This window comes from Clostridium hydrogenum, from assembly GCF_021432385.1.
GTDB classification, from domain to species: domain Bacteria; phylum Bacillota; class Clostridia; order Clostridiales; family Clostridiaceae; genus Clostridium_S; species Clostridium_S hydrogenum.
Window position 1 is genome coordinate 56,358 of record NZ_JAEACT010000002.1, and the last position, 25,073, is coordinate 81,430.

Genomic DNA, 25,073 nt, shown 5'->3' on the forward strand with positions numbered 1-25,073 from the left:
AAATATTTTCTTAACTTGCTATTCTATTATCATTTCAATTGACTACAATCTAATTGTACACAATTTAATTGTTTTTGTCAATAACAAACCAAAAAATTTTTTAAGTTAGGCATATTAAAGAAAATATACTGTAAAAAAACAAAACAGCAATAGCACTTTTAAATGTTATTACCGTTTTAGGTACCTATATAGATCCTTTTATTGCTCTTCGTAGGCTACTCCTTGTTTTTCTCGATGCAGTTTTGGAAGCTTATAAATAACTAAATAAATTATACCTGCAAGTATCATGCCCCCGATAACATCTATTATAGAATGTTGTTTTATAAATACAGTTGAAGCGCAAATCAATAAGGATGCCATTAGTGATAATTTCTTCACCAATTTTTTTTCTTTTAATTTTTCACAATTTATTAGACAAATATGAACTCCAAGTGCATTACAAACATGAATGCTTGGAAATACATTGTTTGTACCATCATGATTATAAATAAAATTAACCATATGAGAAAATATATCATCACCTTTCACCATTGGCCTTGGAAATTGTGCATTTGGATAAAATATGAAAACTATAAAGGATATAACCATTCCTAACGAAAGAAATAGCTCCAATTTATAAAAATCTTTTTTTGATACAAATCCAAGATACAAAAGTCCAATAGCCATATACGCAAACCAAAAATAATAAGCTAAAACAAACTGTCTTACAAAAGGTATTTTTGCATCTAAATGCGCTTCCATTATATGCTTTGGAATTATTGTTTTCTTTAAATAAAAAAACCATAGTGTTAAAAATAGAAATATGAAAGCAGATAAAAAATGCTTATATTTTTTAATAAAATTTTTCGCATGTAACATAATTTAATTGTCCTTTCTAAACCTTAATATTACAACCATTATAAATAATAAACTTGCCCATAAAACACCTTCAATTATCTGATTACCTCTTGAAATTACATCTGTTGCCTTGGTATAAATTAGAACATTAAATAATCCATGAGTTACTGAAGTACAGATAAGTGAAGCTGATTTTTCTCTCATATAGCATAGTAGTATACCAAATGAGACTAAAATACATGTGTGTATAATAAGACCTTTTATTAAATTACCAGGATACATTAGACCGTCAAATATTTGTGGAAAATGAAATACAGACCAACATATTCCAATGAATAAATAACTAATAAAAGTATTTTTTAATATTAGTCGACTTTGCAAAAAACCACGCCAATAATTTTAAAAATACAAAAAGCTAGATATGTTATTCCATATACAATACTTAAGTATACTAAGATTTCCCTTCTGGAATTACTTTCCATAGCCCACCTCCATTCACATCCATTTACTTATATTATATATCAATTTTATTCCAAGTAAAAATTTATAAAAAAAACAGCAATAATACTCATTAATATTACTACTGCTTAAGGCATATTAAAAATCATGAAGAAATTAAAAGTACCCCTTTATTTACAGTAATAAATTTTCTTAATTAATTGTGTGAGCTTGCCAGAATAATATATGCATAAAACATGAAGTGCTCTTGTGCAAACCGTGTAAAGCAGCAGTTTTTCTTCCTCACAACTATAATTTTCATCTCCTACATTATATACAAGCACCGCATCAAACTCCAAGCCTTTAGAAAGATATGACGGAATTACTAGTGTACCATTTACATATTCATCATCATCCCTCATAATTACCTTTACATCAACCTTCCCCTGTAAAAAATTGTATACCTCCTCTGCTTCTTTTACGGTTCTCGTTATAATACCAATTGATTTGTAACCTTTCTCATTATATTCTTTTATATCTTTAAGAATTCTTTCTTTTATAGCCTCATTATTTATAAAACCACGAATTAAAGGTTCCTCACCACTTCTTTCCACACATTCATCATAAATTTCCTTATTAAGTAGCTTTCTTGAAAACTTAGTAATCTCCATTGTTGATCTATAGCTTTTGGTTAAATTTATTATGCAGGTATCATCTTTTGAAAATATATTGGATATATTACCATAATCTCCTACGTTCATAAATGGATTAATAGATTGCTGCAAATCACCCAGTATAGTAAAGCTAGCAGAAGGAAAAAGCTTATAAAAGATTTCATATTGTAAAGGTGTATAATCCTGTGCTTCATCAATAATAACATATTTAATTTCTGATATTTTTGAAATATCTCCAAGAGCAATCTTTAAATATAAAAGTGGTGGCTGATCTTCATAATTAAGCCTTCGAACTTTTAAATTTTCCAAAGTATAGCTTTTAATTTGATCAATTTCTGTCTCATTGTATTTATTATTGGTATAGAAAAATTCAAGTTTCTCAAAAAATTTTTTATAGATGTCTAGCAAATCCAATTCTGTTATACTATTAATTTCATAATAAACATCTTTCATTTGCTCTTTTACAATAATCGTACTTCGTTTCATGATTTCTACTTCATCTATATAAGCATCCGACTCTTTAAGTTCACTTCTCACTTCTTCTCTCAGTTGTTTTTCATAAGGTTCTAAAAGAAATAAAATTCTTTCTCTAATTTTTTGAAGTCTTCTTTTTATTGGAAGCTGTTTATAGTCTTTAAAAAATAATTCTTCTATGCCTTTTGAGGAAATTATTAAATTACCCCTGAAAATTATATCAGTAAATTTTCTATCCGACTTTTCTAAATAAGCTACATATTGTTTTAGTATATCTACAAATTCCGCAGAAGCTTTAAATTTTATATTGCTCATCCTTATTTGATAAAGAGCTTTTTTCTTAGCGCCAAGAATATATTCCATCATTTCACAATAGTTTTCCTTTATAAACTTACTGCCTAAAGCAACATCCATATATTCCTTAAATGTTGTCTGGTGCATATTATCTTCTCCAAGCTGCGGAAGCACATTAGAAACATAATCATTAAAAATATTATTTGGAGAGAATATTACTATATTTTGAGCCTTTATCTTATCTCTATGTTTATATAAAAGATATGCAATTCTATGAAGAGCAATAGAGGTCTTTCCACTTCCAGCAGGACCTTGTACAATCAAATTTTTGTACCGCTCATTACGAATCACTTTATTCTGCTCCTTTTGAATAGTTGTTACTATTGTCTTCATCTTACTATCTGTGCTTTTACTCAAAATATCTTGAAGCACTTCATCATCTATCTTAAGATTACTGTCGAACATATACCAAAGCGTACCATTGCTAATTTTATACTGTCTTTTAAGAATAAGCTTTCCATCTACAATTCCTTCTGGACACTCATAGCTTGTCTCACCGATTTCGCAATCATAAAACATGCTGGAAATTGGTGAACGCCAATCATATATGAGAATATCGTAATCATCGTTAATAAGGTTTGACATTCCAATATAGCACTTCTCTACTTTTTCATCACCGTTTTCCCAAAAATCAATTCTTCCAAAGTAAGGTGATAACATCATTCTCTGATACTTTTCCTCAAGTCCTCTAGTAAATTCATGGTTTCTCTTCTCTATTTTCATTGTATTGATATATTGCATAAAATCTACAATTTCCTGAAGTCCATTGCTCACAGAAACAGGCCCTACCTCCTGCCAAAGTTCTCTCTGTGTTTCAATAGCATCTTTTTTAAACTTTTCTTTAAAATCACGTTTTTCATTATACTGTTTTTGAACCTCTTTAAGTACCTCCTGCAGCCATCCATTTTCAAGCTTCCATTCAACATCGCTTCTGTTCATAATATCCCCCCATTTTGATAAATAATGAAATATTTTTTCGCAGTACTATTGACATCGTCATAATAATAGTGTATAATTTAACTGTAAACTTGTATAATGTATTATTATAAGTGATACTTGTTTAGTGTATCATTTTTATTTCGTTATGTCAATATAGTGGCATTTGTCGATGGGCAAGTGTCTTTTTTGTTACCGCATATCTTGGCTATCGCATGATTATTTTGTTCCATTTTTTTCTTTTAATATTATCCTCATTAATAAAAGTAAAAAGCAGCAATAATATTCTTTGATATTATTGCTGCTCCTATGTTATTATCTATATTAGTTTGTGGATTCATTATATATTATACGATTTTTCTTGTCCAACCTGCATTACACTTTCCATAACTAAGCTTACCTTAGGAATATACTACTTGATTAATCTTTTTTATTTGTCTTTTTAGTATGCTTACTCTTTTTATTATTTTCCTTCTTTTCCTTTTCTTGTTGACTTGCACAAGAGCACTCATGTTTTTCACCCATAGCACTGCTACCTCCTTATATTCCTATAGTATACATAATAGTCATTCAAACTATTACGTTCCTAAAATAAAAATTTAATCATAGTATGACACTGCTATTTTGTCCAAAATCTAAATTATAATGCAATGAAATTAATAGCAAAATTTAAATAAGTAAATCCTCACCTATTTAGGCCAAAAAAGATTATGATTAAATTTAAATGAAATATTACTGCATTTCAATTTTAAATTTGCTAAAAAGGCGTTGAGTTCATTTTTAGCATTATTATCATACATAATAGTAGCTCTACCTACCAATTTAGAATTTTTATCATATATTTTGATATAATATCCACCAGTACCATAACGACCTTGCTCAAATTTAACTGAAGCCTTTGTAATATCATTATAATCAGTAGCTGTACATGTAAAAGGTGTAAATTTAACTAAAAATCTTTTTGTAAACTTGGAACCATAATAATCCTTTAAAGTTATAACTTCTTCTTTTAATTTTTCAGCTTCTGTTTCAGATAAAGAATTAATTATATTTTTAAACTTGATAATTTCTCCCTTTAGTGACAAGAAATTAATTATACTAAAAAGCAAAACAATACCTATCAGCATTACAATTTCAATCATAAAGTCTTTCATCTCTAAAATTTGATCTAAAGGTACGTTCAAAAAACATACAATCACAATAATTAAAAATATCAAAACTAAAACAAAATATAATTTTGTTTCTTTTGTATCTCCCTCTTCTAAAAATTCATAAAGATTTCTAGTGGTTGCAGCGTGATATACAAATTTCACTGCAATAAATAGTGACATGCAACCACACAATGCTCCAAAACCTACATTATAACAATTATATATATTTGCTGCTGGAGCCGTAAAAAGCATACCCATTACAAAAAATAAAAACATTAAACTAAAGAGTATAGGAGGAATGATTATCCAATTCTTTAATCTAGCTTTTCTATAGTTTTCTAAATAAGATAACATAATATCTCCCCCAACATATTTTAATAATTTATTTTAAGCAATTATAGATATACCAGCTCAACTATTAAAATTCATGTGCACCATAATGCCCAGAATACGGCATTTTGGTACAAATAAATTTTAAGTTTCGCAGTGGTTTATCTTTAATACGGGAAGTCATATTGTAAAACTTGGTTCTCTCTGATATATTTTTAGATTCTTCTAAAGCTATTCTCATTTTGTGCAACCTCAGTTGTAGAAAGGTTGTTATTGATAGTATAAAGTATGTTTTCTAATAATTCAACTTTCCATATATCTTCATTTCCTTTTATTAGTTTACAGATATTTTTTCCCTTCGCCCCATGCATTTCCAGCTTTCTCACCTAATGAAAAATAGCTGTTGCTAAACGAATCAAAAAATAACATTCCTGTTTTCTTGGTATCAATCATGCCAGTTTTATCTAACACTGACTCATCTGCCGCTACATTGACAATCCTGGCAAGTACAGTAGTGAAATAATTTGCTCTTACAAACTCTATGAGTTCGCATTCGATGACTAGTGGACTTCCTTCGATGATAGGGGCATTGATGCGTGCACTCTTTACAGCCTTCAAGCCTGTTTTTGCAAATTTATCAGGGACTCTATGGCCGGTTACAGTTCCAAAGTAATCCACTTCCTTTATCAAATTCTGATTAACCAGTGCAACAGTAAACGAGCCTCTCTTTTCAATGTTCTCATGCGTCTTACTACGTGAGCCAATACATAATGCGAGATCACCGACATTCGTCCTTGTACACTCATGCAAATTCATCACGTTGACTGTTCCATCATCATTATAAGTACCAACCATTAAAACCGGCGCTGGATAACCATACCCAAAAGCGTTTGGGCCTAAATTTTTCATCATAATAAACAACCTCCTCTTAGTTCTTCTCTCTTAGCTGAAGTCCGTCGTGGTAAGCATCACCAACCTTCTTACCAACGGACAGATATGACTTATTCATCCAATCGAAAGTGATCGGATGGAATTTTTCAAATGATACCTTGCCATCTTCTCCAAGAATCCGTTCATCCAGACTTACATTGACGATTTCGCCTACCAGTCTCCAGGTTCCCTCATCATAGCTCTTCACTCTGCACTCAACGGCAAAAGGAAGCTCATCGATAATCGGTGCATCTACGAATTCGGATTTTGTTGTATGGAATCCGGACTTCTCAAACTTATCTTCCACTTTATTTCCTGTTGTTATACCAAGGTAATCACAGGCAACTTGATTTTCCACATCCCCCATACTTACAACAAAGGAACCTCTGGCAAGAATTCCCTTTAACGTATTTCTCTGGGATGCTACGGTAATAGTAATTTCTGTCTCATTCGTTATTCCGCCCCATACTGCTAACATGGCGGTCGGCTTTTCAGCCTCATCATAAGATGAAATCATCAAAACCGGCATTGGTGTGATGTATGGCTTTGCTCCAATATTTTTTCTAGACATATTTCTCCTCCTTAAATTATGTAATAAATCACAGTTATCCTATGCATTATGCTCTTAACGATATGGTTGCTAATCCATCATATAGATTTTCACCTTCCAAATCAGCGCTAAATATTAACTTGAATTATGGCATATTTTAACCTATAGTTAGATATAAGCATTTATGACTTACTAAAAATATTGCAATGCTTAAAAGAATTTGCTCAGAAATCTGAAGAAAGGAACGTTGTTATGTCTTGGAATTGCGATACCGAAATCGATCACGCATTAGAAAAACTCAGTCAGGACTTTCCGCACCTCAATTGGGACTTTAGCCCGGATCCGTCCTCAGGAAATAACGAACTGATTTCGCATTGGTTAGGAGAGAAATTCGAGGAAGTTATGGTGTGTGCATTTAAAGGGAAAAAAATTGAGGAGAGTTTCCACCGTCAGGACTTTTTTTTCATTCATTTTGCTTACCACGGAGATTATGATGCATTAAGCGCCAACTATAACAATCGAATCACGGTAAAAGAAGGAGATTGCTATATCGGTCAGCCCTACAGTGGCTATGCTGTGAAACGAGATTCTGATCACGAATGTATTATTCTCGGAGTACTGATTCGTAAAGAAACCTTTTTCCGGGAATACCTGAGTGCGCTCTCAGCAGATAGTTCCATGCTTAATTTTTTTCTGGAACCACAGAAAAACAAATATGCAGAAGAGTTCGTTCATCTGGAAATTCCAGCTTCTTCGCCAATCTGGCAGCTGCTGAATGTCATGATTCTTGAATATGCTCATAAAACAGAGGACTCACAGAAAATTTTAAAGCCTATGGTCATGTCCCTTGCAATGTATCTTTCCTATGAGTACAAGCATCAGCATCTACCTACTGGCACGACATTAATTGACCGGATTATGGAATATATCGAATCACACTCTGATTCTGTAACATTGAATGACATTGCATCCTATTTTGGATATCACCCCGTCTATATTTCGCGTCTTTTGCCAGAAAAAACAGGGAAGACCTTTTCTGCTCTGCTAGCTGAATCACGTATGCGAAGAGCCAAACTATTATTAGATCATACGGATCTTTCCATTGAAAAAATTGCTGATATGCTCGGATACAGCAATAGCAGCAATTTCTATAAGGCCTTTAAACAGTATTATGGTACTTCTCCTCGTCAGCTTTAATATCGCTTGTAGACATTCCTTTTGCATAAAGTTTTAGATTTTTCTCTGCTTTTTTAGTTAATTTTATATTATAACTAAAGATAAACCACCTTGAAACTTAAAATTTATTTGTACCAAAATGCCGCCTTCTGAGCATTATGGTGCACATGAATTTTAATAGCTGAACTGGTTTATCTATATTTTGCATCCAAATTTAGCTCCTTTATTACATTTTCTAAAGCGATACCTTCTTCTTTATTATTTCTATATTCTTCATATAATTTAACTTCATCTTCCGATGGTTCATCCTCTTCTATTTGAGACCATTTCCTCTTTAACTCTTTTTCTTTTTTCTGCTTTATATACTCATAAAAGTCTAAAACCTCTGCCAAAACCTCGCTATTTTTTTCATTGTTCAATTTATCAATTATTTCCTTTGCAAGTGGACTCATAAAATCACTTCCTTTTCAACTTTTGAATATATATATTTAGTATATCCTATAAAAAAATAATTTAAATATTAAATATAAAAGCCTACATAATTATAAGTTGTAAAAGTTCCTAGGTTCAAACCGATTCAGCAGCGATACTTTTGATTTCAATTTAGTTATCTTTAAACTCAATTACCATTTTATCGAGATTAATGATAGACTTAGATTTAATTAAAACATCAAGTCCTAATAATCCATTAATATTTTCATCAATTGTACCTAAATAAAATTCTACATTATTTAAGGTTACTTTATCTATGATAATACTCTCAGCCATTCTTTTCACATAACTATAAGCACCATTTACACCATAAAAAGTTTCAATTTCATCATTTTTATTTATCGTCATTCCAAGTATCTCAATTGCTGAAGGTTCAATAATACAAAATGAAGCTCATGTATCAACAACAATATTGTTTATTTCAACTATTTTATTATTATATTTAAGTTTGATTGATGTGTACAATAATCCGTCTTTATATTCAAGCTTCAATTCGGAATCCTCCTAAATAGCCCCATATTATTTATTATTTTAGTTCTTATACTATCATGGCTTGTATGAAACACAATATCATTACCCTTACAATTAGCAAGCTCATGAGTAGCATCTTTGTCATCTGAGATTACTTGAACAACATCCATTTCGTCAATGTATAAATAGTCATTTTCTTTATGTGATTTAACTATATGCAATTTAACCCATTGTTCTGGATACAAAGTTCTAACTTCTTTCCAATTCATAGAACATCACTTCCTTAAGACAAATTATATAATATATATTATCATAAAGAAATTCAAAGTACACCTTTATTTACAGTAATAAATTTTATAACTTTTCTTAGGCACATTAAAGAAAATAACTATAAAAAAAGCAAAAATAGCCTAAACACTATTGTTTAAACTATTTTGCACCCAAATTTAGCTTCTTTATTACATTTTGTAAAGCGATGCCTTCTTCTTTATTATTTTTATATTCTTCATATAATTTAACTACCTCTTCTATTTGTAACTATTTCCTCTTTAACCCTTTCTCTTTTTTTCTGCTTTATATACTCATAATACTTATTAATTTTTTAACTATATTAACAAATCCCTAATTTCAATTTCTGTGCCTTCTGGTGCTTTAATTTTAAATAAATAGCCGTCTTCAACCTTATAAATTATTTCTCCATTTTTAATCTTGAAATTGCTATAACCAAGCTTCGTTATTCTTTTAAATTCTTCCTCTACATTATCTACTAAAAAGCACATATGTACTATTCCTTCATTTAATGAACTCCAGCTTTTTAATTTTTCACCCTTTTTAGCAGTCTGCAATTCAATCATAAATTGCCCTACCCTTAACCAGGTATTAAAATTACGACTATGAAAATTTGGTGTTTCCGAAACCAACTCAAAACCTAGAATTTTTGTATAAAACTCAAGTGATTCATTATAGCATTCAGTTTGAATACAAACATGATGCATCATTTTTATACTCATAATATTTCTCCTAAAATAAACAAACAGTCATTAATCTCAATATATAGCTATAAAAATAGAAATAACAGCAATATATTTCAATATTAATGTATGAAAAAAGCAACTACACTACATATAAATTGTATAACCGAAAATGGAGTCATTACATACTTTTCTTTTTTACTTTTTGTAATCATTCCATTACCTATAATTGCATATGCAAGAAATAATGTATTCACTATTATGATTATTTTCAAAAATACCGAGTTAAATCCTATATATATTATCTTTCCCCATTGCAAATAAGCCATGCCAACAAAAATAAATATCAAAAAGAACATGCAACTTACTAACCGCATTTTTTTAGGTAACACTTTATTTTGTCCCCCAAGTACATATTCGCCAAATGGAGCACCAAATGTAATTGATAACTGTAATAAAGCCATCCCCAAAGTTATGATTGCACATGTAAATGAACAAATATATTCTATCATACTAACATCACCTCTTTTTTATATTGCGTTCTGTTAATATAATAATCCCTGTAGTATACTACCTAGTCAATACTATTTTTATTCTTTTTATTTATCTCAATGCATTTTCTTATGTTATAATTTTCAATATCAAATACAACCTTCTCCAGTCCCTTTTTTAAACTTTTGAAATCCTGTATTTTCTTTTCGAGAAATGCTATCTTTTTTAGTATTATTTCTTTATATAAATCATTTTTAGAATTTGCAGACTCTTCTTCAATAGAAATTAAATCCTTTATTTCATTTAAAGTAAAACCAGAACCTTTTACTATTAAAATTATTTCCATTAATTCAACATGCCTTTTAGTATATATCTTATAACCATTGCTCTTCCTTTCAGCTAAAGGCAATAATCCAAGTTTTTCATAATACCGAATTGTTTCCTTATTAACACCTACTAATCTAGCAATTTGGCTAATTGTATATTGCTCCATTTATCCTCCATATAACTGACTGCTATTACAGTACTTGCTCTTTATAGATTACTTATAACATATTTGCTTAATACTATAATTAAAACAATTAAAAATCACAGGTTTCAATATTATAATTTCACCTGTGATTTTTAATTGTTTTTTGTTGCACTAAACCAAAATTTTTATTGCTTAAACTTACTTTGCTATTATAAAATTACTAAACAATTTTAGTTGTCCAATCTTCACAATTCCAAATATCCGTAACAACATCCCTATAAAATTCTGGTTCATGGCAAACAAGAAGTATGCTTCCCTTATATTCTTGTAATGCTCTTTTTAGTTCATCCTTAGCATCTACATCTAAGTGGTTAGTAGGCTCGTCTAGTATTAATATATTTGTTTCTTTATTTATAAGCTTACAAAGTCTTACCTTAGCCTGCTCACCTCCACTTAATACCGCTATCTTACTTTCAATATGCTTAGTCATAAGTCCGCACTTTGCCAAGGCTGCTCTTATTTCATATTGATTGTAAGAAGGAAACTCCTTCCAAAGCTCATCTATACAAGTATTGTAGTTTGCTTCTTTTATTTCCTGTTCAAAGTAACCTAAATACTGATAATCTCCAAGTTCAACTTCACCAGATAAGGCAGGAATTTTTCCAAGAAGACTTTTTAAAAGTGTAGTTTTTCCAAGACCATTTGCACCAACTAAAGCTATTTTTTGTCCTCTTTCCATCATAAGATTTAATGGTTTGGTAAGGGGTTCATCATAGCCTATAACAAGTTTCCTTGTTTCAAATATAAGCTTTCCAGATGCTCTGGCTTCTTTAAAATTGAACTCTGGCTTTGGTTTTTCCTTGTCTAGTTCTATTCTTTCCATTTTATCAAGCTGCTTTTGTCTTGACCTTGCCATACCTGTTGTGGCAACTCTAGCTTTATTTCTAGCAACAAAGTCCTCAAGCTTTGCAATTTCCTGCTGCTGTCTTTCATAAGCTGCTTCAATTTGCTTTTTATTTGCTTCATAAACCCTTTGAAAATTGTCGTAATCTCCAACATATCTTGTAAGTTTTCTATTATCAATGTGGTATATAATATTTATAACTTCATTCAAGAAAGGTATATCATGTGATATTAAAATAAATGCATTTTCGTAATCCTTTAAGTATCTTTTTAACCATTCAATATGTTCTTCATCAAGATAATTTGTAGGCTCATCCAATAATAATATATCTGGATTTTCAAGAAGAAGCTTTGCAAGAAGTACCTTTGTTCTTTGACCACCACTTAAATCGACAACATCTTTATCAAGACCTATATCCGTGAGTCCGAGTCCCTTAGCAACACTTTCAATCTTTATATCTATAGTATAAAAACCATTGTTATCTAAAGTATCTTGTATAGTTCCCATATCCTCCATGAGCTTCTCTAATTCCTCTGGTGATGCTTCCGCCATTTTTTCTGTAATCTGCATCATATCAGCTTCCATATCGAAAAGATACTTGAAAGCACCTTTTAAAGCCTCTCTTATGCTTATCCCCTTTGTCAATTTTGCGTGCTGATCCATATAGCCAACTCTAACTTTATTTGACCAAGTAACAGTACCTTCATCCGGCATTAAATTACCTGTAATTATATTCATAAATGTGGACTTACCTTCACCATTAGCTCCAATAAGACCTATATGTTCCCCCTTTAAAAGTCTAAAGGATACATCTTCAAAAATTGCTCTATCTCCAAAACCATGATTTACATCTTTAACTGTTAAAATGCTCATCGCTAACCTCCGTAATTTTAAATATATAATAAAATATTAAATTAAGAAGCCACGAAAGTCAAAGTATTTTTATTTCTTTATAACACATAATTTTACTGTATGGTATAATGCTATAGTAATATTAGTATATAACTTGAAATTTTTAAACTTAATATAGCATAATTTTACAAGTAAATTATAAAAATTAAGAGTAGAGAGTACAGAGTAGAGTGAAGGATGGGACTGTCACACTAAAAAATATTTAATCACAATTTAAAATTATTACGAACCTTTATTCAGAGTACAGAGTACAGATGACAGAGTACAGTTAAGGATGATTTACCTTTCCTTACGTCAGGTAAATCTTAAACTTAAATGTTGTCAGCTTCGCTGAGCAACATATGATGATACGATTGCGTAAGCAATCAAAAATAAGTTCTTAGATTTTTCGTAGCTATAGCGGAGAAAAAGCATCCTTCACTGTACTCTGTACTCTGTCAGTTGTACTCTGAATAATGGTTCGCAATTTTTAAGTTTTATGTATAAAATGATTATTAAGGGTTTGGGTGGTAACCCATTAAGTTTTAAAATTTTCTGCTACAACAGAAAATTAACCTTCACTCTACTCTCTACTCTTTACTCTCTACTCTAAACAAGTTGGAGGTCATAAAAATGGCATGCAAATTTTATTTAATTAAACGAAAAAATCTTCTAGCAGAGTTTGGTCATCCTTGGGTATTTTCATCTGACATAGAAGGTTACTATGGAACCTATGAAAACGGAGACATTGTTGAAGTTTATACACATAACAATAAATTTTTAGGTAAGGGATACATAAATGATGTCTCTAAAATAACAATTAGACTTCTCACAAGAAATATCGATGAAGAAATAAATGAAGAATTCTTTAGAAAAAAATTAAGAGCTGCATGGGAATACAGGAAAAAAGTTATAGATACTTCAAGCTGTAGATTTGTATTTGGTGAAGCAGACTTTTTACCTGGTCTTATAATTGATAAATTTGAAGACTATTATGTAATTCAATCTCTTGCTCTTGGCATTGACAAATACAAAGACATCATCGTTAAAATTTTAAAAGATGAATACGGTGCAAAGGGAATTTACGAAAGAAGCGACGCCGCTGTAAGGGAAAAAGAAGGCTTAGAGCAAACAAAAGGCTTCTTAAGTGAACCTTTTGATACAATGGTACAAATAACTGAAAATGGCGTTAAATATTACGTTGATATTGCAGAAGGTCAAAAAACAGGTTTCTTCCTTGACCAAAAGGAAAATAGAAAATCAATACATAAAATCTGCAAAGACAGCACTGTTCTAGATTGCTTTACACATACAGGTTCTTTTGCACTTAATGCTGGAATTGCTGGTGCAAAAAGCGTTCTTGGTGTGGATATATCACAGCATGCAGTTGATTTTTGCAGAAAAAATGCAGAACTTAACAATTTATCAGATATAGTAAAATTTGAATGTCATAATGCCTTTGACGTTTTAAGAGAATGGTCTGACGAAGGTAAAACTTTTGATGTTGTAATACTAGATCCCCCTGCCTTTACAAAGTCAAGAACTACTATAAAAAGTGCTGCTAAAGGCTACAAGGAAATCAACCTTAGAGGAATGAAACTTGTTAAACCAGGCGGATTTTTAGTTACCTGCTCATGTTCACATTTTATGAATCCTGAATTATTTAAAGATGCAATAGCTTCAGCTGCTTTTGATGCTGGAAGAACTTTAAGACAGGTTGAATTTAGAACCCAGGCACCAGATCATCCAATACTTTGGACGGATGATGAATCCTACTACTTGAAATTTTATATATTCCAAGTTATTTAACTACTTAATTAGTTCATAACCTAAAATTAATACGAACAAAGGTGTAGTGCAAAACAAAATAATAAGTGGGAGCTCTGCATAAAAATGATGTGATTAATAGCATCTTGAAACCTTAAATAAAATTAATAAATCTAAGAGACTAAATCGCAAAATTCTAAGAAATTTCAATAACTCGCAAGAGGCAGCTCAAACAATTGAAATTTCTAAGACTTTTGCGATTTAGTCCCTAAGATTTATAAAATTTTATTTAAATGTTTCTTCAACGCCATTACTCACATCATTTTTTTATTGCAGAGCTCTCACTTATTATTTAAGTTTTTGTACTACACCCTTGTTTTGGTAAGTTTTTACTATCTATTTAAACTAGCTAAACTATCAAAAGTTAATAACGCTAAATTTTGTAATACGAACTTATTTAAACATTGGAAATAAAGGTGTGGTACAAGTATCAAAATAACAAGGGACAGGTGCATTAAAAAAAATGATGCGGTATACGAGTGTCGAAGAAATATTTTAAATAAAATTTGCCACTTAGGTTTATTAATTTTATTTAAGATTTCGAGATACTCGTATACCACATTATTTTAATGTGCTTGTCCCTTGTTATTCGGTTTTGCACTACACCAAAATTCCATAAGCACTAAAATTTTTACCTAAAACCACTGTGAATGCTCTTACTTCACATTAATTTAGATTACATATTATTTAGCTACTATTTCTCCATCCAGAAATTCTGGTACAACCTTTATAGTGTCTTTTTGACAGCAATACTCAAAGTCATCTTCCAAACCTAATTCAACAATTCTCTTATAGTGCTTTGCTAATTTTGTAAACTCTTTAATATCCTTATTGTTTTCATATACATAATTAGCTGTAATTGCAACATCAGATAGTTCTGCATCTGTCTTTTCCTTTAAGCAATTTATTATATATCCACTGCAAATAAAATCATCAATAGAAAACTCGCCATATGTTCCTGCATTTACTATGACTACATCCTTCTTTAATTCAATAAGCCTTTCTGCCACTGCTCTAGCATTTAATACTGAACCTATTAATATATGCTTGGCTGTAAGACTGCCTCTAATCGCTTTTGTGCCATTCGTAGTTGTCATAACTAAGGTTTTACCTTGAACTATTTCTGTTTTGTATTCAAGTGGTGAATTTGAAAAATCAAAGCCATTAATTTTAAGCCCTTTTCTCTCCCCACCAAGTATTACATCTTCTTTAACCTTTTTAGCCGTTTCCAGAGCTTCTTCTATAGTAAGGACAGGAATAACCCTTGTACATCCATTATTAATTGCAGTAGTTATTACAGAAGTAGCACGAAGCATATCAATTACTACAGCTGACTTTCCAATCATTTTATCTTTTTTAATATCATCAGCAGAAATTATTAAATCAATTTTCATTTTCCTCACCTCTAATAACATTTTACCATAATAATAAAACTATCTGTCTCCCTAAAAAATATTGCTTCCGCACCACCCCAAAATTCCGTAGGCACAATGCTATTTTTAATTAATTCATTTTTTTGAAGTGGAACATTAGAAATTAGTTATAAATGCTCAAGAATCTTAATGGACCTACATCCAAACCTCTGGTATGGGTTCTTTCCTTATACCATGGTATAAGGCGAAGTAAATATATTGCAGGATGATTTAAATAAAATTTTATAAATCTTAGGTAAAAAACTTTAAAAGCCTTAGATGTTTCAATTGTCTTGTACTATAAGTGTAGATACTTAATCTCATTTGATTAAGTAATCTGCACTTATTTTTATTATAATAAGAAATGGGCTGATGATTCAATTTGTTGGAATTTTACTTCCGTAGCTCAAACTATCACCCATTGCTTATTATGGATATTCGATTAAGCAGGTTGGAACTATAATTAGCTTCCGCGTAACGAACAAAAATGAGTAGTAATAAGTGGATGGACAAAATTTTTAACAAAGGAGTTGATATTATGATTAGCATTGGGATAGATATTTCAAAAGGCAAAAGTACAGTTTGTATTCGTAAATTACACGGTGAAATTGTGGAGAAACCTTTTGAAGTTAAACACACTTTAGAAGATCTAGGAAAATTAGCTGACAAAATTATAAGTTTTGATGAAGAAAGTAAGGTAGTTTTAGAAGCAACAGGACACTATCATATTCCAGTATTGTCGTATCTACAAGAAAGGGGTATTTTTGTTTGCGTTGTTAACCCTATGCTTATGAAAAAATATGCAAGTATATCTCTTAGAAAAGGTAAAACAGATAAATTAGACTCTAAAAAAATATCAAAGTTTGGATTGGATAATTGGTATGAACTAACCAATTATAAAGTAGAAGAAGATATATATTATGAACTCAAAACTCTTTCAAGACAATATTTTCAATTTATGTCCTTAAGGATAAAACTTAAAGTAATGCTTTCAAATCTTTTAGACAAAACTATGCCAGGTATTGCAGGACTCTTAGCTTCAAACTCAACTAGTTTTGCAAAAGATAAGTTATCAGACTTTGTACAAAAGTATTGGCATTATGACAATATTGTTAAGTTAAGTTAAGTGAAAATAAGTTTACTGAAAGCTATAAAAAATGGTCAAAAAAAGAAGGATACCAATTTAGTGAGAATAAAGCTCATGATATATATATTCTCGCTAAAAATAGTATCCCAACTATGCCTTCTAAGATGTCAAGCACAAAAATGATCACCTCAGAGACTATCAAAGGAATCCATTCCATTGGAATATCCTTGAATCTAATATTATCACGAATGAAGGAACTTGCCAAGTTATTGCCAGAATACGATGTTGTTTTGAACATGAATGGTGTAGGAGAAAAATTAGCACCAAGAATTATTGCAGAAGTAGGTGACGTAAGAAAGTATTACAGTTCAAAAGCTCTTGTGGCTTATTCAGGAATAGATGCTCCTCCTTATCAATCTGGAAATTTTAACGGTAACGATCGAAAAATATCCAAGCGAGGATCTCGATATCTGAGAAAAACAGGTTATGAGATAATGAAAAGCATAAAATGCAGAGTTCCTACTAAAGACACAGCAGTATATGACTATATAATAAAAAAAGAATCAGAAGGTAAAGCAAAGAAACAAGCTAAAATAGCAGGACTAAATAAATTTTTGAGGATATATTATGCTAGGGTTTCAGAAGTTTTAAAAAACTAAAAAATATAAAAATAGGGCACTTTAAAAAATCTTCTATAAGAAGGTTTTATTAAAGTTACCCTATTTTCTTAAAAAAATTTTTAAAATTTTTTTAAGAAAAACACTTGACTTTACTTAGCAGGTTTGAGCGTTTTTTTGCGAGTTATTGAAACTTCTTAGGCTTTTAAAATTTTTCAACTTAGATTTATTAATTTTATTTAATATCCTGGGCTACACTTACTTCGCACTAGTTTTTCATTTCTTTCCATACTAAAAATGCGGTTGTAAAGACTGTTGCTTCTTTAAAGTTTCTTATATCGAAACCTGTCTCTTTTTTTATTTTATCTAGCCTATATATTAAAGTATTTCTATGTATATAAAGTTTTCTTGCTGCATCACTTATATTTAAACCATTTTTCATGAATTCATCGATTGTATTTATAACTTCCCCATCAAATTGGTTAAACTTATCTTTAAATTTGTTTAACAATTCTTGTTTTAATTTGGGTTCAATATTATAAACAATCTTTTCAAACAGCAGCTTAGTACAGTCAAAAATTCCATCTTTTAATCCAAATTTCTTACCGAGCATTAGACATTCCCTGGCATCTTCATATGCTTCTTTTAACTCGTATTGGTCCTTTATATCCTTGCTGTAACTTATTCTGCATTCACAAAACAAATTAGACATTATAGCTTCTCTTATACTTACGGCATGTTCATTCACATCATCAAAATAACCTATAACTACTATATTATCTTTATAAACTACACTTACAATATTTTCATCACTATACATTTGCTGTATCACGTTTATACCATCATACTTACTACCAGTTATATTTAAAAGTAATAATTTTGACCCATTGCACAAGAAAGATAACTCGCTATCTCCATCTATTTCCTTTGACTCCAACAAATTAACTATTGATTGTTCTTTAACCGAATATATCTCCCTGTATTTATTTTCTATGGTGTATTTTAATAATTTTATACACGCTTCATCCTTTTGGGATATTGATACAATATTTTTATTGTTACCTAAGTATATTGGGAAATAAATTTTTTCCGAATCCTCTACATAAGAATCACTAGCATATAATGTATCTCCATCCTCACCTGTAAGCTTAAATATTATTCCCGAAGTTGAACCTAATTCCTGCAGAAAATCCTTGAAATTATACATATTTATTCCCTCCCATTATGGATATATGTTTTATGAAAATTAAAATTTCATTTGTATAAAATTATGTTTTAATATATTATATACAAATATTTTTAAATGCACAACATACGATAATTATAGATAAACCGTACATTGTGCATTTTAGATGATTTATATTATAATGGTAAAATGTGTTACATATTAATTAAACTTAAATCTATTATACTATTGTTTGTTCGCTTTCTTTATCAAATACATGGATTTTGCTTGTATCCATTCCTATTTTGATAGTATCTCCAGTTTTAGCCTTTGAAGTACCTGCAACTCTAGCTGTAATATTTGATTTTCCTTTTACTAAATATATATAAGTTTCTGATCCCATAAGCTCTGTTACTTCTACTTTTGCTTCAACTATAGCATCATTATGCTTTTCAAGGAATTCAGGATCATCATCTATGTTTTCTGGTCTTATACCCATAATAACATCTTTTCCAACATATCCACCCTTTTTAACTATTGCTGCTCTATCTTCTGGAAGAGGTATTACATCGCCTTCTACGTTTAATACTACTTTTCCATCTTGTTCAGATACTTTTGCTTCTATAAAGTTCATTTGTGGACTTCCAATAAATCCTGCTACGAATATATTTATTGGATGTTCATAAATATTTTGTGGAGTATCAACTTGTTGAATTATACCATCTTTCATAACAACAAGTTTTGTTCCTAAAGTCATAGCCTCTGTCTGGTCATGTGTAACATATATGAATGTAGTTTGTAATTTCTTGTGAAGTTTTGCTATTTCAGTTCTCATTTGAACTCTTAATTTAGCATCAAGGTTTGATAATGGTTCATCAAGTAAGAATACTTTAGGATTTCTTACTATAGCTCTTCCCATCGCAACTCTTTGTCTTTGACCACCTGAAAGAGCCTTTGGTTTTCTATCAAGTAAATGATCTATATCAAGTATTTTTGCTGCTTCTTTAACTTTTTTCTCAATTTCATCTTTTGGAACTTTTCTAAGTTTAAGTCCAAAAGCCATGTTATCATAAACAGTCATGTGTGGATATAATGCATAGTTCTGGAAAACCATTGCTATATCTCTATCTTTTGGCGAAACATCGTTAACTAGCTTATCTCCTATGTATAGTTCACCTTGAGATATTTCTTCAAGTCCAGCAATCATTCTAAGTGTTGTTGACTTACCACATCCAGAAGGTCCTACGAATACTACGAATTGTTTATCTTCTATTTCAAGGTTAAAGTCTTTAACAGCTGTAACATTTCCTTCGTAAACTTTATAAATATGTTTTAATGATAAATTTGACATTATCAATTACCCCCCTAAGTTTTTTCTTGTTATCTATATATTAGCTTATTGAAAACCTTTTATCTATACATAAATGATACAAATCTATTTTGTGTTATTTGTATAAAAGTACAAACCTTGATGTAAATTGCATGTAAACATTTTCTTGTGTATAGAATTTAGTACTTCCCACTTTTTTAAACTCCACAAGGGTCCTATAAGTAAATCCCTTGGTGCATCACCAGTTAGCCTATGTATAACAATGCTTTCAGGTAACATTGCTATAGCTTCACATACCAAATCAACATATTGATCTTTTTCCATAAAGTGTAATTTTCCATCCTTGTACAAGTTAACAAGAGGTGTATTCTCCATTAGGTGAAGCAAATGCAATTTAACTCCTTGAATATCTATTTTAGATATATACCTAATTGTATTAAGCATATCCTCAATATTTTCACCGGGCAATCCAAATATAACATGTACTACAACATCTATATTTCTTTTTCTCAAATTCCTTACCGCATTTTCAAAAACACTTAGGTCATATCCCCTATTTATTACCTTTGCTGTCTTATCACTAACTGTTTGAAGTCCAAGTTCTACCCATACATAAGTCTTCTTACTAAACTCTTCTATCAAATCCAAAACCTCTTTTGAAAGACAGTCTGGTCTAGTTGCAATAGCTATACCTACTACTCCCTCCTCATTAAGTGCTTCATTGTACTTTTCCCTAAGCACCTCCACTGGAGCATATGTATTAGTATAAGCCTGAAAATAAGCTATATACTTTCCTTCCTTCCACTTTTTATTCATCATTTCTTTGATATCTTTAAACTGTTTTGCTATTGAGTAATTTCTATTACCTGCAAAGTCTCCAGAACCTCTCTCACTGCAAAAAATACATCCACCTTTGCTTATAGTTCCATCTCTATTAGGACAAGAAAATCCAGCATCTAAGGATATCTTAAATACTTTTTCTCCAAATTTCTCTCTTAAAAAATAGTTTAAACTCTTGTAGGGTTTGTCTCCCCACATTTTTATATTATCTGCTTTATTCAAATAACCACCCCTAATTTAAGAGTACTGAGTACAGAGTACAAAGTACAGTTAATGTTAATTTTCTGTTGTCTCAGAAAATTTTAAAACTTAATGTGCTATGGCCCAAATTCTTAATAATTCGCCTCTTTTTTTAATAGGCTATACCTTATCTTAGTACAATATTAATTATATACAATTCATATAATGTATTCAAATTTATGCGATTCTACTTTCAAATGTTCCTTAAGCCATGTTAGGCAAAGTAATAGTTTTGAAGAGACAATTTAAATATAATCCAATAAATCTTAGAGGCTAAATCTTAAAAGCCTTAGATGTTTCAATTGTCTGATCATCCTCTGGCGAGTTATTGAAACTTCTTAGGCTTTTAAGATTTTCGTTTGGCTACGAACCTACTCTTAAATTCCCATTTTCCGGAGGCACGGAGGAAAATGTTCCTTAAGCCATGTTAGGCAAAGTAATAGTTTTGAAGAGACGATTTAAATATAATCCAATAAATCTTAGAGGCTAAATCTTAAAAGCCTTAGATGTTTCAATTGTCTGAGCTTCTTCTCGCGAGTTATTGAAACTTCTTAGGCTTTTAAGATTTAGCCTCTTAGATTTATGGATTATATTTAATGTCTCAAAAAACTATTACTTTGCCTTTTCTTTTTTAATTTTGTAATCTTTTATATTCCACTCCCATCTACCAACTATCTTCTTTACAGAATTATCATTTTTATATTTTGCTTTAGGCGTGCTTTCTATTAAGAAATCCTCTTCATCAGCTCTAACTATCTTTAAATCTACCTCATCTTTAGGAAAAGTTTTTTCTATTTCCTTTGACAATACCTTTCCAGTTTCTATATTATATACATTTATAGTGCTATTTCCAGCCTTAGCTATTTGAACAGCAAGTAATTTTTCATCCCTTGAAAAAACCATTGCTTCTACTTTCGAACCTGCATATACATCAATTGCAGTAATTGACTTTGCCGCAACCTTAGATGGATCTATATCATTTTCACTTACATTATTGCCTTGGCCTTGATTCTGTCCTTGACCTCCATCTCCTGTTGATTGCTGCAAATCAGTTATTCCACAAACCCCAACAAAAGGATTAGCACCTGCTGTAGATACTGCTACATTATCCGCACTATAGGATAAGCTTAAATTATTAAAACTATCCTTTGCCACCCTTACTTTATTAACATTAGCCACATCAGTTTTTTCAAAATAGTACTCTGGAATTCCTCTTAAATTTACAAGTACATTGCTCATAGGTTCATCTTTAATTTTTACAAGCAAACTTCTCTTATACAAGAAAACTTCTTTTTCATTGCTAGAACTTATATCATCTATGGTATAATTACCTTTTTCTTTTTTTATTTTAAAAGTATATGCATCTGTACTTGTATAAGGTGAATTTGTATCTGTACTCACCACATTTACTTTTATATTAGCTTTTAATCCCATCTCAGTAGAATCAGTAATTTTATAACCTACAATTTTAAGATATGGCTTATTTTGATTTTCGACCTTTTTCTTAAATCCCTTGCTATACATATAATTCATTGATGTATAATCATTTGCCATATAGCTATTTAAATAACCTTCAACAACCTTTGTTGCTTTTGTAAGTTCAAATTCATTTACATTGGTAAGTTGGTTTTTCTTATTAGTACACGCGCAACAATTTAAAACTAAAAATAAGACTAAAATCAAATAAAATATCTTTTTTTTCATATCTATGCCTCCACCTATTTTACCAATAATGTAGATACAGTAAATTTTATATCTAGTTTTCCACAAAATTTATAATCGTAATCATTATTTTGTCCTAAATCTATATACATATATAGAAGTATTATCTAACGGGGGTAATTTTTGAAATGCAAACATTAAAAAATGATATAAAAATAATCACTCAAACAGCAGCTGTATTCATAGGAACAATAGTTGGTGCTGGACTTGCATCTGGTCAAGAAATAACTCAATTTTTTACGGTTTATGGAATGAAAAGTTTTTTTGGACTTGCTTTATGTTTAGTAATATACATAGTTTTAGGCACCATAATTATAAAATTAAGCATAAAACATAATTTACACTCATATAAAGAGCTAATTAGCCTTGTAAGCCCAGGTGCTTTAGGCACTACTATAAATATTATTACAAGTTTTTTTATGATAAGCAGCGCAGCTATTATACTTGCTGGAAGTGGTGCCCTTTTAAATCAATACTTTAGAATTCCAAAACTAATAGGTTCCATTTTAATGATAATCTTCACATTAATCGTACTTTTAAGGAATACTGAAGGATTAATCGAAGTAAATTCCATTATTGTTCCTTGCTTAATTACGGTAATCACAATGATTTTTGTTTTATACATTATTTTTTCAAAAGATGTTTCTTATATAAACACATTAAATTCAGTTAAAATTCAAAAAAGTAACTGGCTATTTTCAAGCTTTTTATACTCTGGTTTTAACATTTTATGCTGCAGTGGAGTCCTTGTACCTTTAAGCGTAGAAAATAAAAACACCACAGCCAAAAACCTAATACTAGGCACAGCCTTAGGCGCTATATTTCTTATTATTATTTCCTCAATGATAAACTTTATGCTTATGCTAAATATACCTTATATATTTAAGTATGAAATTCCCCTTCTTTATATTTCAAGTCGATTTGGAAAAATAATAGAACTAATACTTTTGTGTATAATATGGTGCGAAATGTTTTCAACAGAAATTTCTGATATATACAGCATAGCAAAAACTATACAGCATAGCTCCTTAAAAATGAACTATACCCAATCCATAATAGTTATTATTATTATTGCATTACCTATTTCTTGGCTGGGCTTTACAAACTTAATTTCATTTTTATATCCGGCATTTGGGCTCATAAGTTTAATATTTATGGTACAATGTATTTACTTCTATGTTAGACACAAATGAAGGGAGTGTTTTTAATTGACCAATTTACTTTCGCATTGTACCTTATGCCCTAGAAATTGTAAAGTTGATAGATTAAATAATAAGCTAGGTTTCTGTAATTCAAACGAAAATATTAAAATATCAAGAGTATCTCTTCACAATTGGGAAGAGCCTTGCATTTCTGGTACAAAGGGTTCTGGAACCGTGTTTTTTGCTAATTGTAATTTAAGATGCGTTTTTTGCCAAAATCACTCTATAAGTCAAGAAGGTTTTGGAAAAGAAGTTTCTGTAGAAAGATTAAGTGAAATTTTTATAGAACAACAAGAAAGAGGTGCTCACAATATAAACCTCGTTACTCCAACACATTATGCTGCTCAAATAATTGAAGCAATTAAACTTTCCAAAGCTAAAGGACTTAATATTCCTATACTTTATAATTCTAATGGCTATGAAAGCGTTGAAACTATAAAATTGCTAAAAGGCTACATAGATGTTTATTTACCAGATTTTAAATATTTTGCTGATAAGTATGCCATAAAATATTCACATGCTCCAAATTATTTTGAAATAGCTGCCAAAGCTATAAATGAAATGGTTAATCAAGTAGGTGAAGCCCAATTTGATGAAAATAACTTAATAAAAAAAGGTGTTATTATTCGTCATTTAATGCTTCCTGGACTTCTTTTTGATTCAAAAAAAGTTATTGATTATATTTATAGAACTTTTGGTAACAAAGTTTACTTAAGCTTAATGAATCAATATACACCTATGTTTAATGCAGAAAAATACCCCGAAATTAACAAACCACTTAATCCCAAGCATTATGATGCTCTTATTGATTACAGTCTATCAATTGGCGTTAAGAATGGATTTATACAAGAACCTGGAACAAACTCTGAAAGTTTTGTACCAGAATTTGATCTTAGAGGAGTCGAGGCAGGGGCAGAGTACAAAGTACAGAGTACAGAGTACAGTGATGGTTAATTTTCCGCTAACGCAGAAAATCTTAAAACTTAATTGGCTATCGCCCAAACCTATAAAAGTAAAAGCATTCAGCTGCGCTGAATGCTTTTGTTCTATAAGTTCAAAGATTTATCTGACGCAAGGAAGATAAATCC

23 protein-coding genes and 1 pseudogene are annotated in these 25,073 nt (G+C 30.4%); 5 read left to right on the forward strand and 19 right to left on the reverse strand.

Annotated features, from left to right (window positions below; translation table 11 throughout):
- Positions 1-198 precede the first annotated feature (198 nt).
- From CUEA01_RS00335 to CUEA01_RS00365, 7 genes are all read right to left on the reverse strand, one after another.
- The gene (locus CUEA01_RS00335) at positions 199-858 is read right to left on the reverse strand and encodes a phosphatase PAP2 family protein (protein ID WP_234117122.1); all 660 of its coding nucleotides are present in this window, start codon (positions 856-858) and stop codon (positions 199-201) included.
- Positions 859-861: 3 nt separating this feature from the next.
- On the reverse strand, positions 862-1,218 hold the full coding sequence (locus CUEA01_RS24795; protein WP_329603914.1) for a CPBP family glutamic-type intramembrane protease: 357 nt from the start codon (positions 1,216-1,218) through the stop codon (positions 862-864).
- Positions 1,219-1,466: 248 nt separating this feature from the next.
- Entirely contained in the window at positions 1,467-3,716 is a 2,250-nt protein-coding gene (helD, locus tag CUEA01_RS00345) for an RNA polymerase recycling motor HelD (protein WP_234117128.1), read from the reverse strand.
- 686 nt (positions 3,717-4,402) lie between these two features.
- A complete protein-coding gene (locus CUEA01_RS00350; RefSeq protein ID WP_234117130.1) occupies positions 4,403-5,218 on the reverse strand; it encodes a hypothetical protein in 816 nt (271 codons plus the stop codon).
- A gap of 64 nt (positions 5,219-5,282) precedes the next feature.
- Entirely contained in the window at positions 5,283-5,435 is a 153-nt protein-coding gene (locus CUEA01_RS00355; protein ID WP_234117131.1) for a hypothetical protein, read from the reverse strand.
- Positions 5,436-5,533: 98 nt separating this feature from the next.
- Positions 5,534-6,106 (reverse strand): flavin reductase family protein, encoded by a 573-nt coding sequence (locus CUEA01_RS00360; protein ID WP_234117132.1) that lies wholly within the window; start codon positions 6,104-6,106, stop codon positions 5,534-5,536.
- Positions 6,107-6,122: 16 nt separating this feature from the next.
- Positions 6,123-6,695, reverse strand: coding sequence for a flavin reductase family protein (locus CUEA01_RS00365; RefSeq protein ID WP_234117134.1), 573 nt, complete (start codon positions 6,693-6,695; stop codon positions 6,123-6,125).
- A 231-nt stretch (positions 6,696-6,926) separates the two neighbouring features.
- Between CUEA01_RS00365 and CUEA01_RS00370 the strand changes: the two genes are divergently transcribed.
- On the forward strand, positions 6,927-7,871 hold the full coding sequence (locus CUEA01_RS00370) for an AraC family transcriptional regulator (protein ID WP_234117135.1): 945 nt from the start codon (positions 6,927-6,929) through the stop codon (positions 7,869-7,871).
- Positions 7,872-8,041: 170 nt separating this feature from the next.
- Here the strand turns inward: CUEA01_RS00370 and CUEA01_RS00375 are convergent, their stop codons facing one another.
- The 7 genes from CUEA01_RS00375 to CUEA01_RS00405 form a co-directional block, all read right to left on the reverse strand.
- Positions 8,042-8,302: a hypothetical protein gene (locus CUEA01_RS00375; RefSeq protein WP_234117136.1), complete on the reverse strand. Its 261-nt coding sequence runs from the start codon at positions 8,300-8,302 to the stop codon at positions 8,042-8,044.
- A gap of 151 nt (positions 8,303-8,453) precedes the next feature.
- Complete coding sequence (locus CUEA01_RS00380) at positions 8,454-8,723, reverse strand: pepsin/retropepsin-like aspartic protease family protein (protein WP_329603980.1); 270 nt, start codon at positions 8,721-8,723, stop codon at positions 8,454-8,456.
- A 107-nt stretch (positions 8,724-8,830) separates the two neighbouring features.
- Positions 8,831-9,082 carry a hypothetical protein gene (locus CUEA01_RS00385; RefSeq protein ID WP_234117140.1) on the reverse strand — a complete coding sequence of 84 codons (252 nt, stop codon included), beginning with the start codon at positions 9,080-9,082 and terminating at the stop codon, positions 8,831-8,833.
- A gap of 336 nt (positions 9,083-9,418) precedes the next feature.
- Entirely contained in the window at positions 9,419-9,823 is a 405-nt protein-coding gene (locus tag CUEA01_RS00390; RefSeq protein WP_234117141.1) for a VOC family protein, read from the reverse strand.
- Positions 9,824-9,906: 83 nt separating this feature from the next.
- Entirely contained in the window at positions 9,907-10,296 is a 390-nt protein-coding gene (locus CUEA01_RS00395) for a hypothetical protein (protein ID WP_234117144.1), read from the reverse strand.
- Between the two features lie 62 nt (positions 10,297-10,358).
- Positions 10,359-10,769 (reverse strand): MerR family transcriptional regulator, encoded by a 411-nt coding sequence (locus CUEA01_RS00400; RefSeq protein WP_234117145.1) that lies wholly within the window; start codon positions 10,767-10,769, stop codon positions 10,359-10,361.
- A gap of 199 nt (positions 10,770-10,968) precedes the next feature.
- Complete coding sequence (locus tag CUEA01_RS00405; protein ID WP_234117146.1) at positions 10,969-12,525, reverse strand: ABC-F family ATP-binding cassette domain-containing protein; 1,557 nt, start codon at positions 12,523-12,525, stop codon at positions 10,969-10,971.
- A gap of 651 nt (positions 12,526-13,176) precedes the next feature.
- On the opposite strand from CUEA01_RS00405, the gene CUEA01_RS00410 reads away from it, so the two are divergent.
- Positions 13,177-14,352 (forward strand): class I SAM-dependent rRNA methyltransferase, encoded by a 1,176-nt coding sequence (locus CUEA01_RS00410; protein ID WP_234117148.1) that lies wholly within the window; start codon positions 13,177-13,179, stop codon positions 14,350-14,352.
- Between the two features lie 701 nt (positions 14,353-15,053).
- Here the strand turns inward: CUEA01_RS00410 and CUEA01_RS00415 are convergent.
- A complete protein-coding gene (locus tag CUEA01_RS00415) occupies positions 15,054-15,764 on the reverse strand; it encodes a 2-phosphosulfolactate phosphatase family protein (protein WP_234117149.1) in 711 nt (236 codons plus the stop codon).
- Between the two features lie 556 nt (positions 15,765-16,320).
- On the opposite strand from CUEA01_RS00415, the pseudogene CUEA01_RS25330 reads away from it, so the two are divergent.
- Positions 16,321-17,528 (forward strand): annotated as a pseudogene (locus CUEA01_RS25330) (IS110 family RNA-guided transposase).
- 226 nt (positions 17,529-17,754) lie between these two features.
- On the opposite strand, the gene CUEA01_RS00425 reads toward CUEA01_RS25330, so the two are convergent.
- The 4 genes from CUEA01_RS00425 to CUEA01_RS00440 form a co-directional block, all read right to left on the reverse strand.
- A complete protein-coding gene (locus CUEA01_RS00425; protein ID WP_234117151.1) occupies positions 17,755-18,693 on the reverse strand; it encodes a PucR family transcriptional regulator in 939 nt (312 codons plus the stop codon).
- Positions 18,694-18,892: 199 nt separating this feature from the next.
- Positions 18,893-20,002, reverse strand: a complete 1,110-nt coding sequence (locus CUEA01_RS00430; protein ID WP_234117153.1) for an ABC transporter ATP-binding protein — start codon at positions 20,000-20,002, stop codon at positions 18,893-18,895.
- An 84-nt stretch (positions 20,003-20,086) separates the two neighbouring features.
- Positions 20,087-21,019, reverse strand: coding sequence for a TIGR01212 family radical SAM protein (locus CUEA01_RS00435; protein WP_234122090.1), 933 nt, complete (start codon positions 21,017-21,019; stop codon positions 20,087-20,089).
- Positions 21,020-21,673: 654 nt separating this feature from the next.
- Positions 21,674-22,765 carry a hypothetical protein gene (locus CUEA01_RS00440; RefSeq protein WP_234117156.1) on the reverse strand — a complete coding sequence of 364 codons (1,092 nt, stop codon included), beginning with the start codon at positions 22,763-22,765 and terminating at the stop codon, positions 21,674-21,676.
- A 146-nt stretch (positions 22,766-22,911) separates the two neighbouring features.
- On the opposite strand from CUEA01_RS00440, the gene CUEA01_RS00445 reads away from it, so the two are divergent.
- Both CUEA01_RS00445 and CUEA01_RS00450 read left to right on the forward strand, forming a co-directional pair.
- A complete protein-coding gene (locus tag CUEA01_RS00445; RefSeq protein WP_234117158.1) occupies positions 22,912-23,976 on the forward strand; it encodes a YkvI family membrane protein in 1,065 nt (354 codons plus the stop codon).
- Between the two features lie 15 nt (positions 23,977-23,991).
- A complete protein-coding gene (locus CUEA01_RS00450; protein ID WP_234117162.1) occupies positions 23,992-24,939 on the forward strand; it encodes a radical SAM protein in 948 nt (315 codons plus the stop codon).
- Positions 24,940-25,073 lie beyond the last annotated feature (134 nt).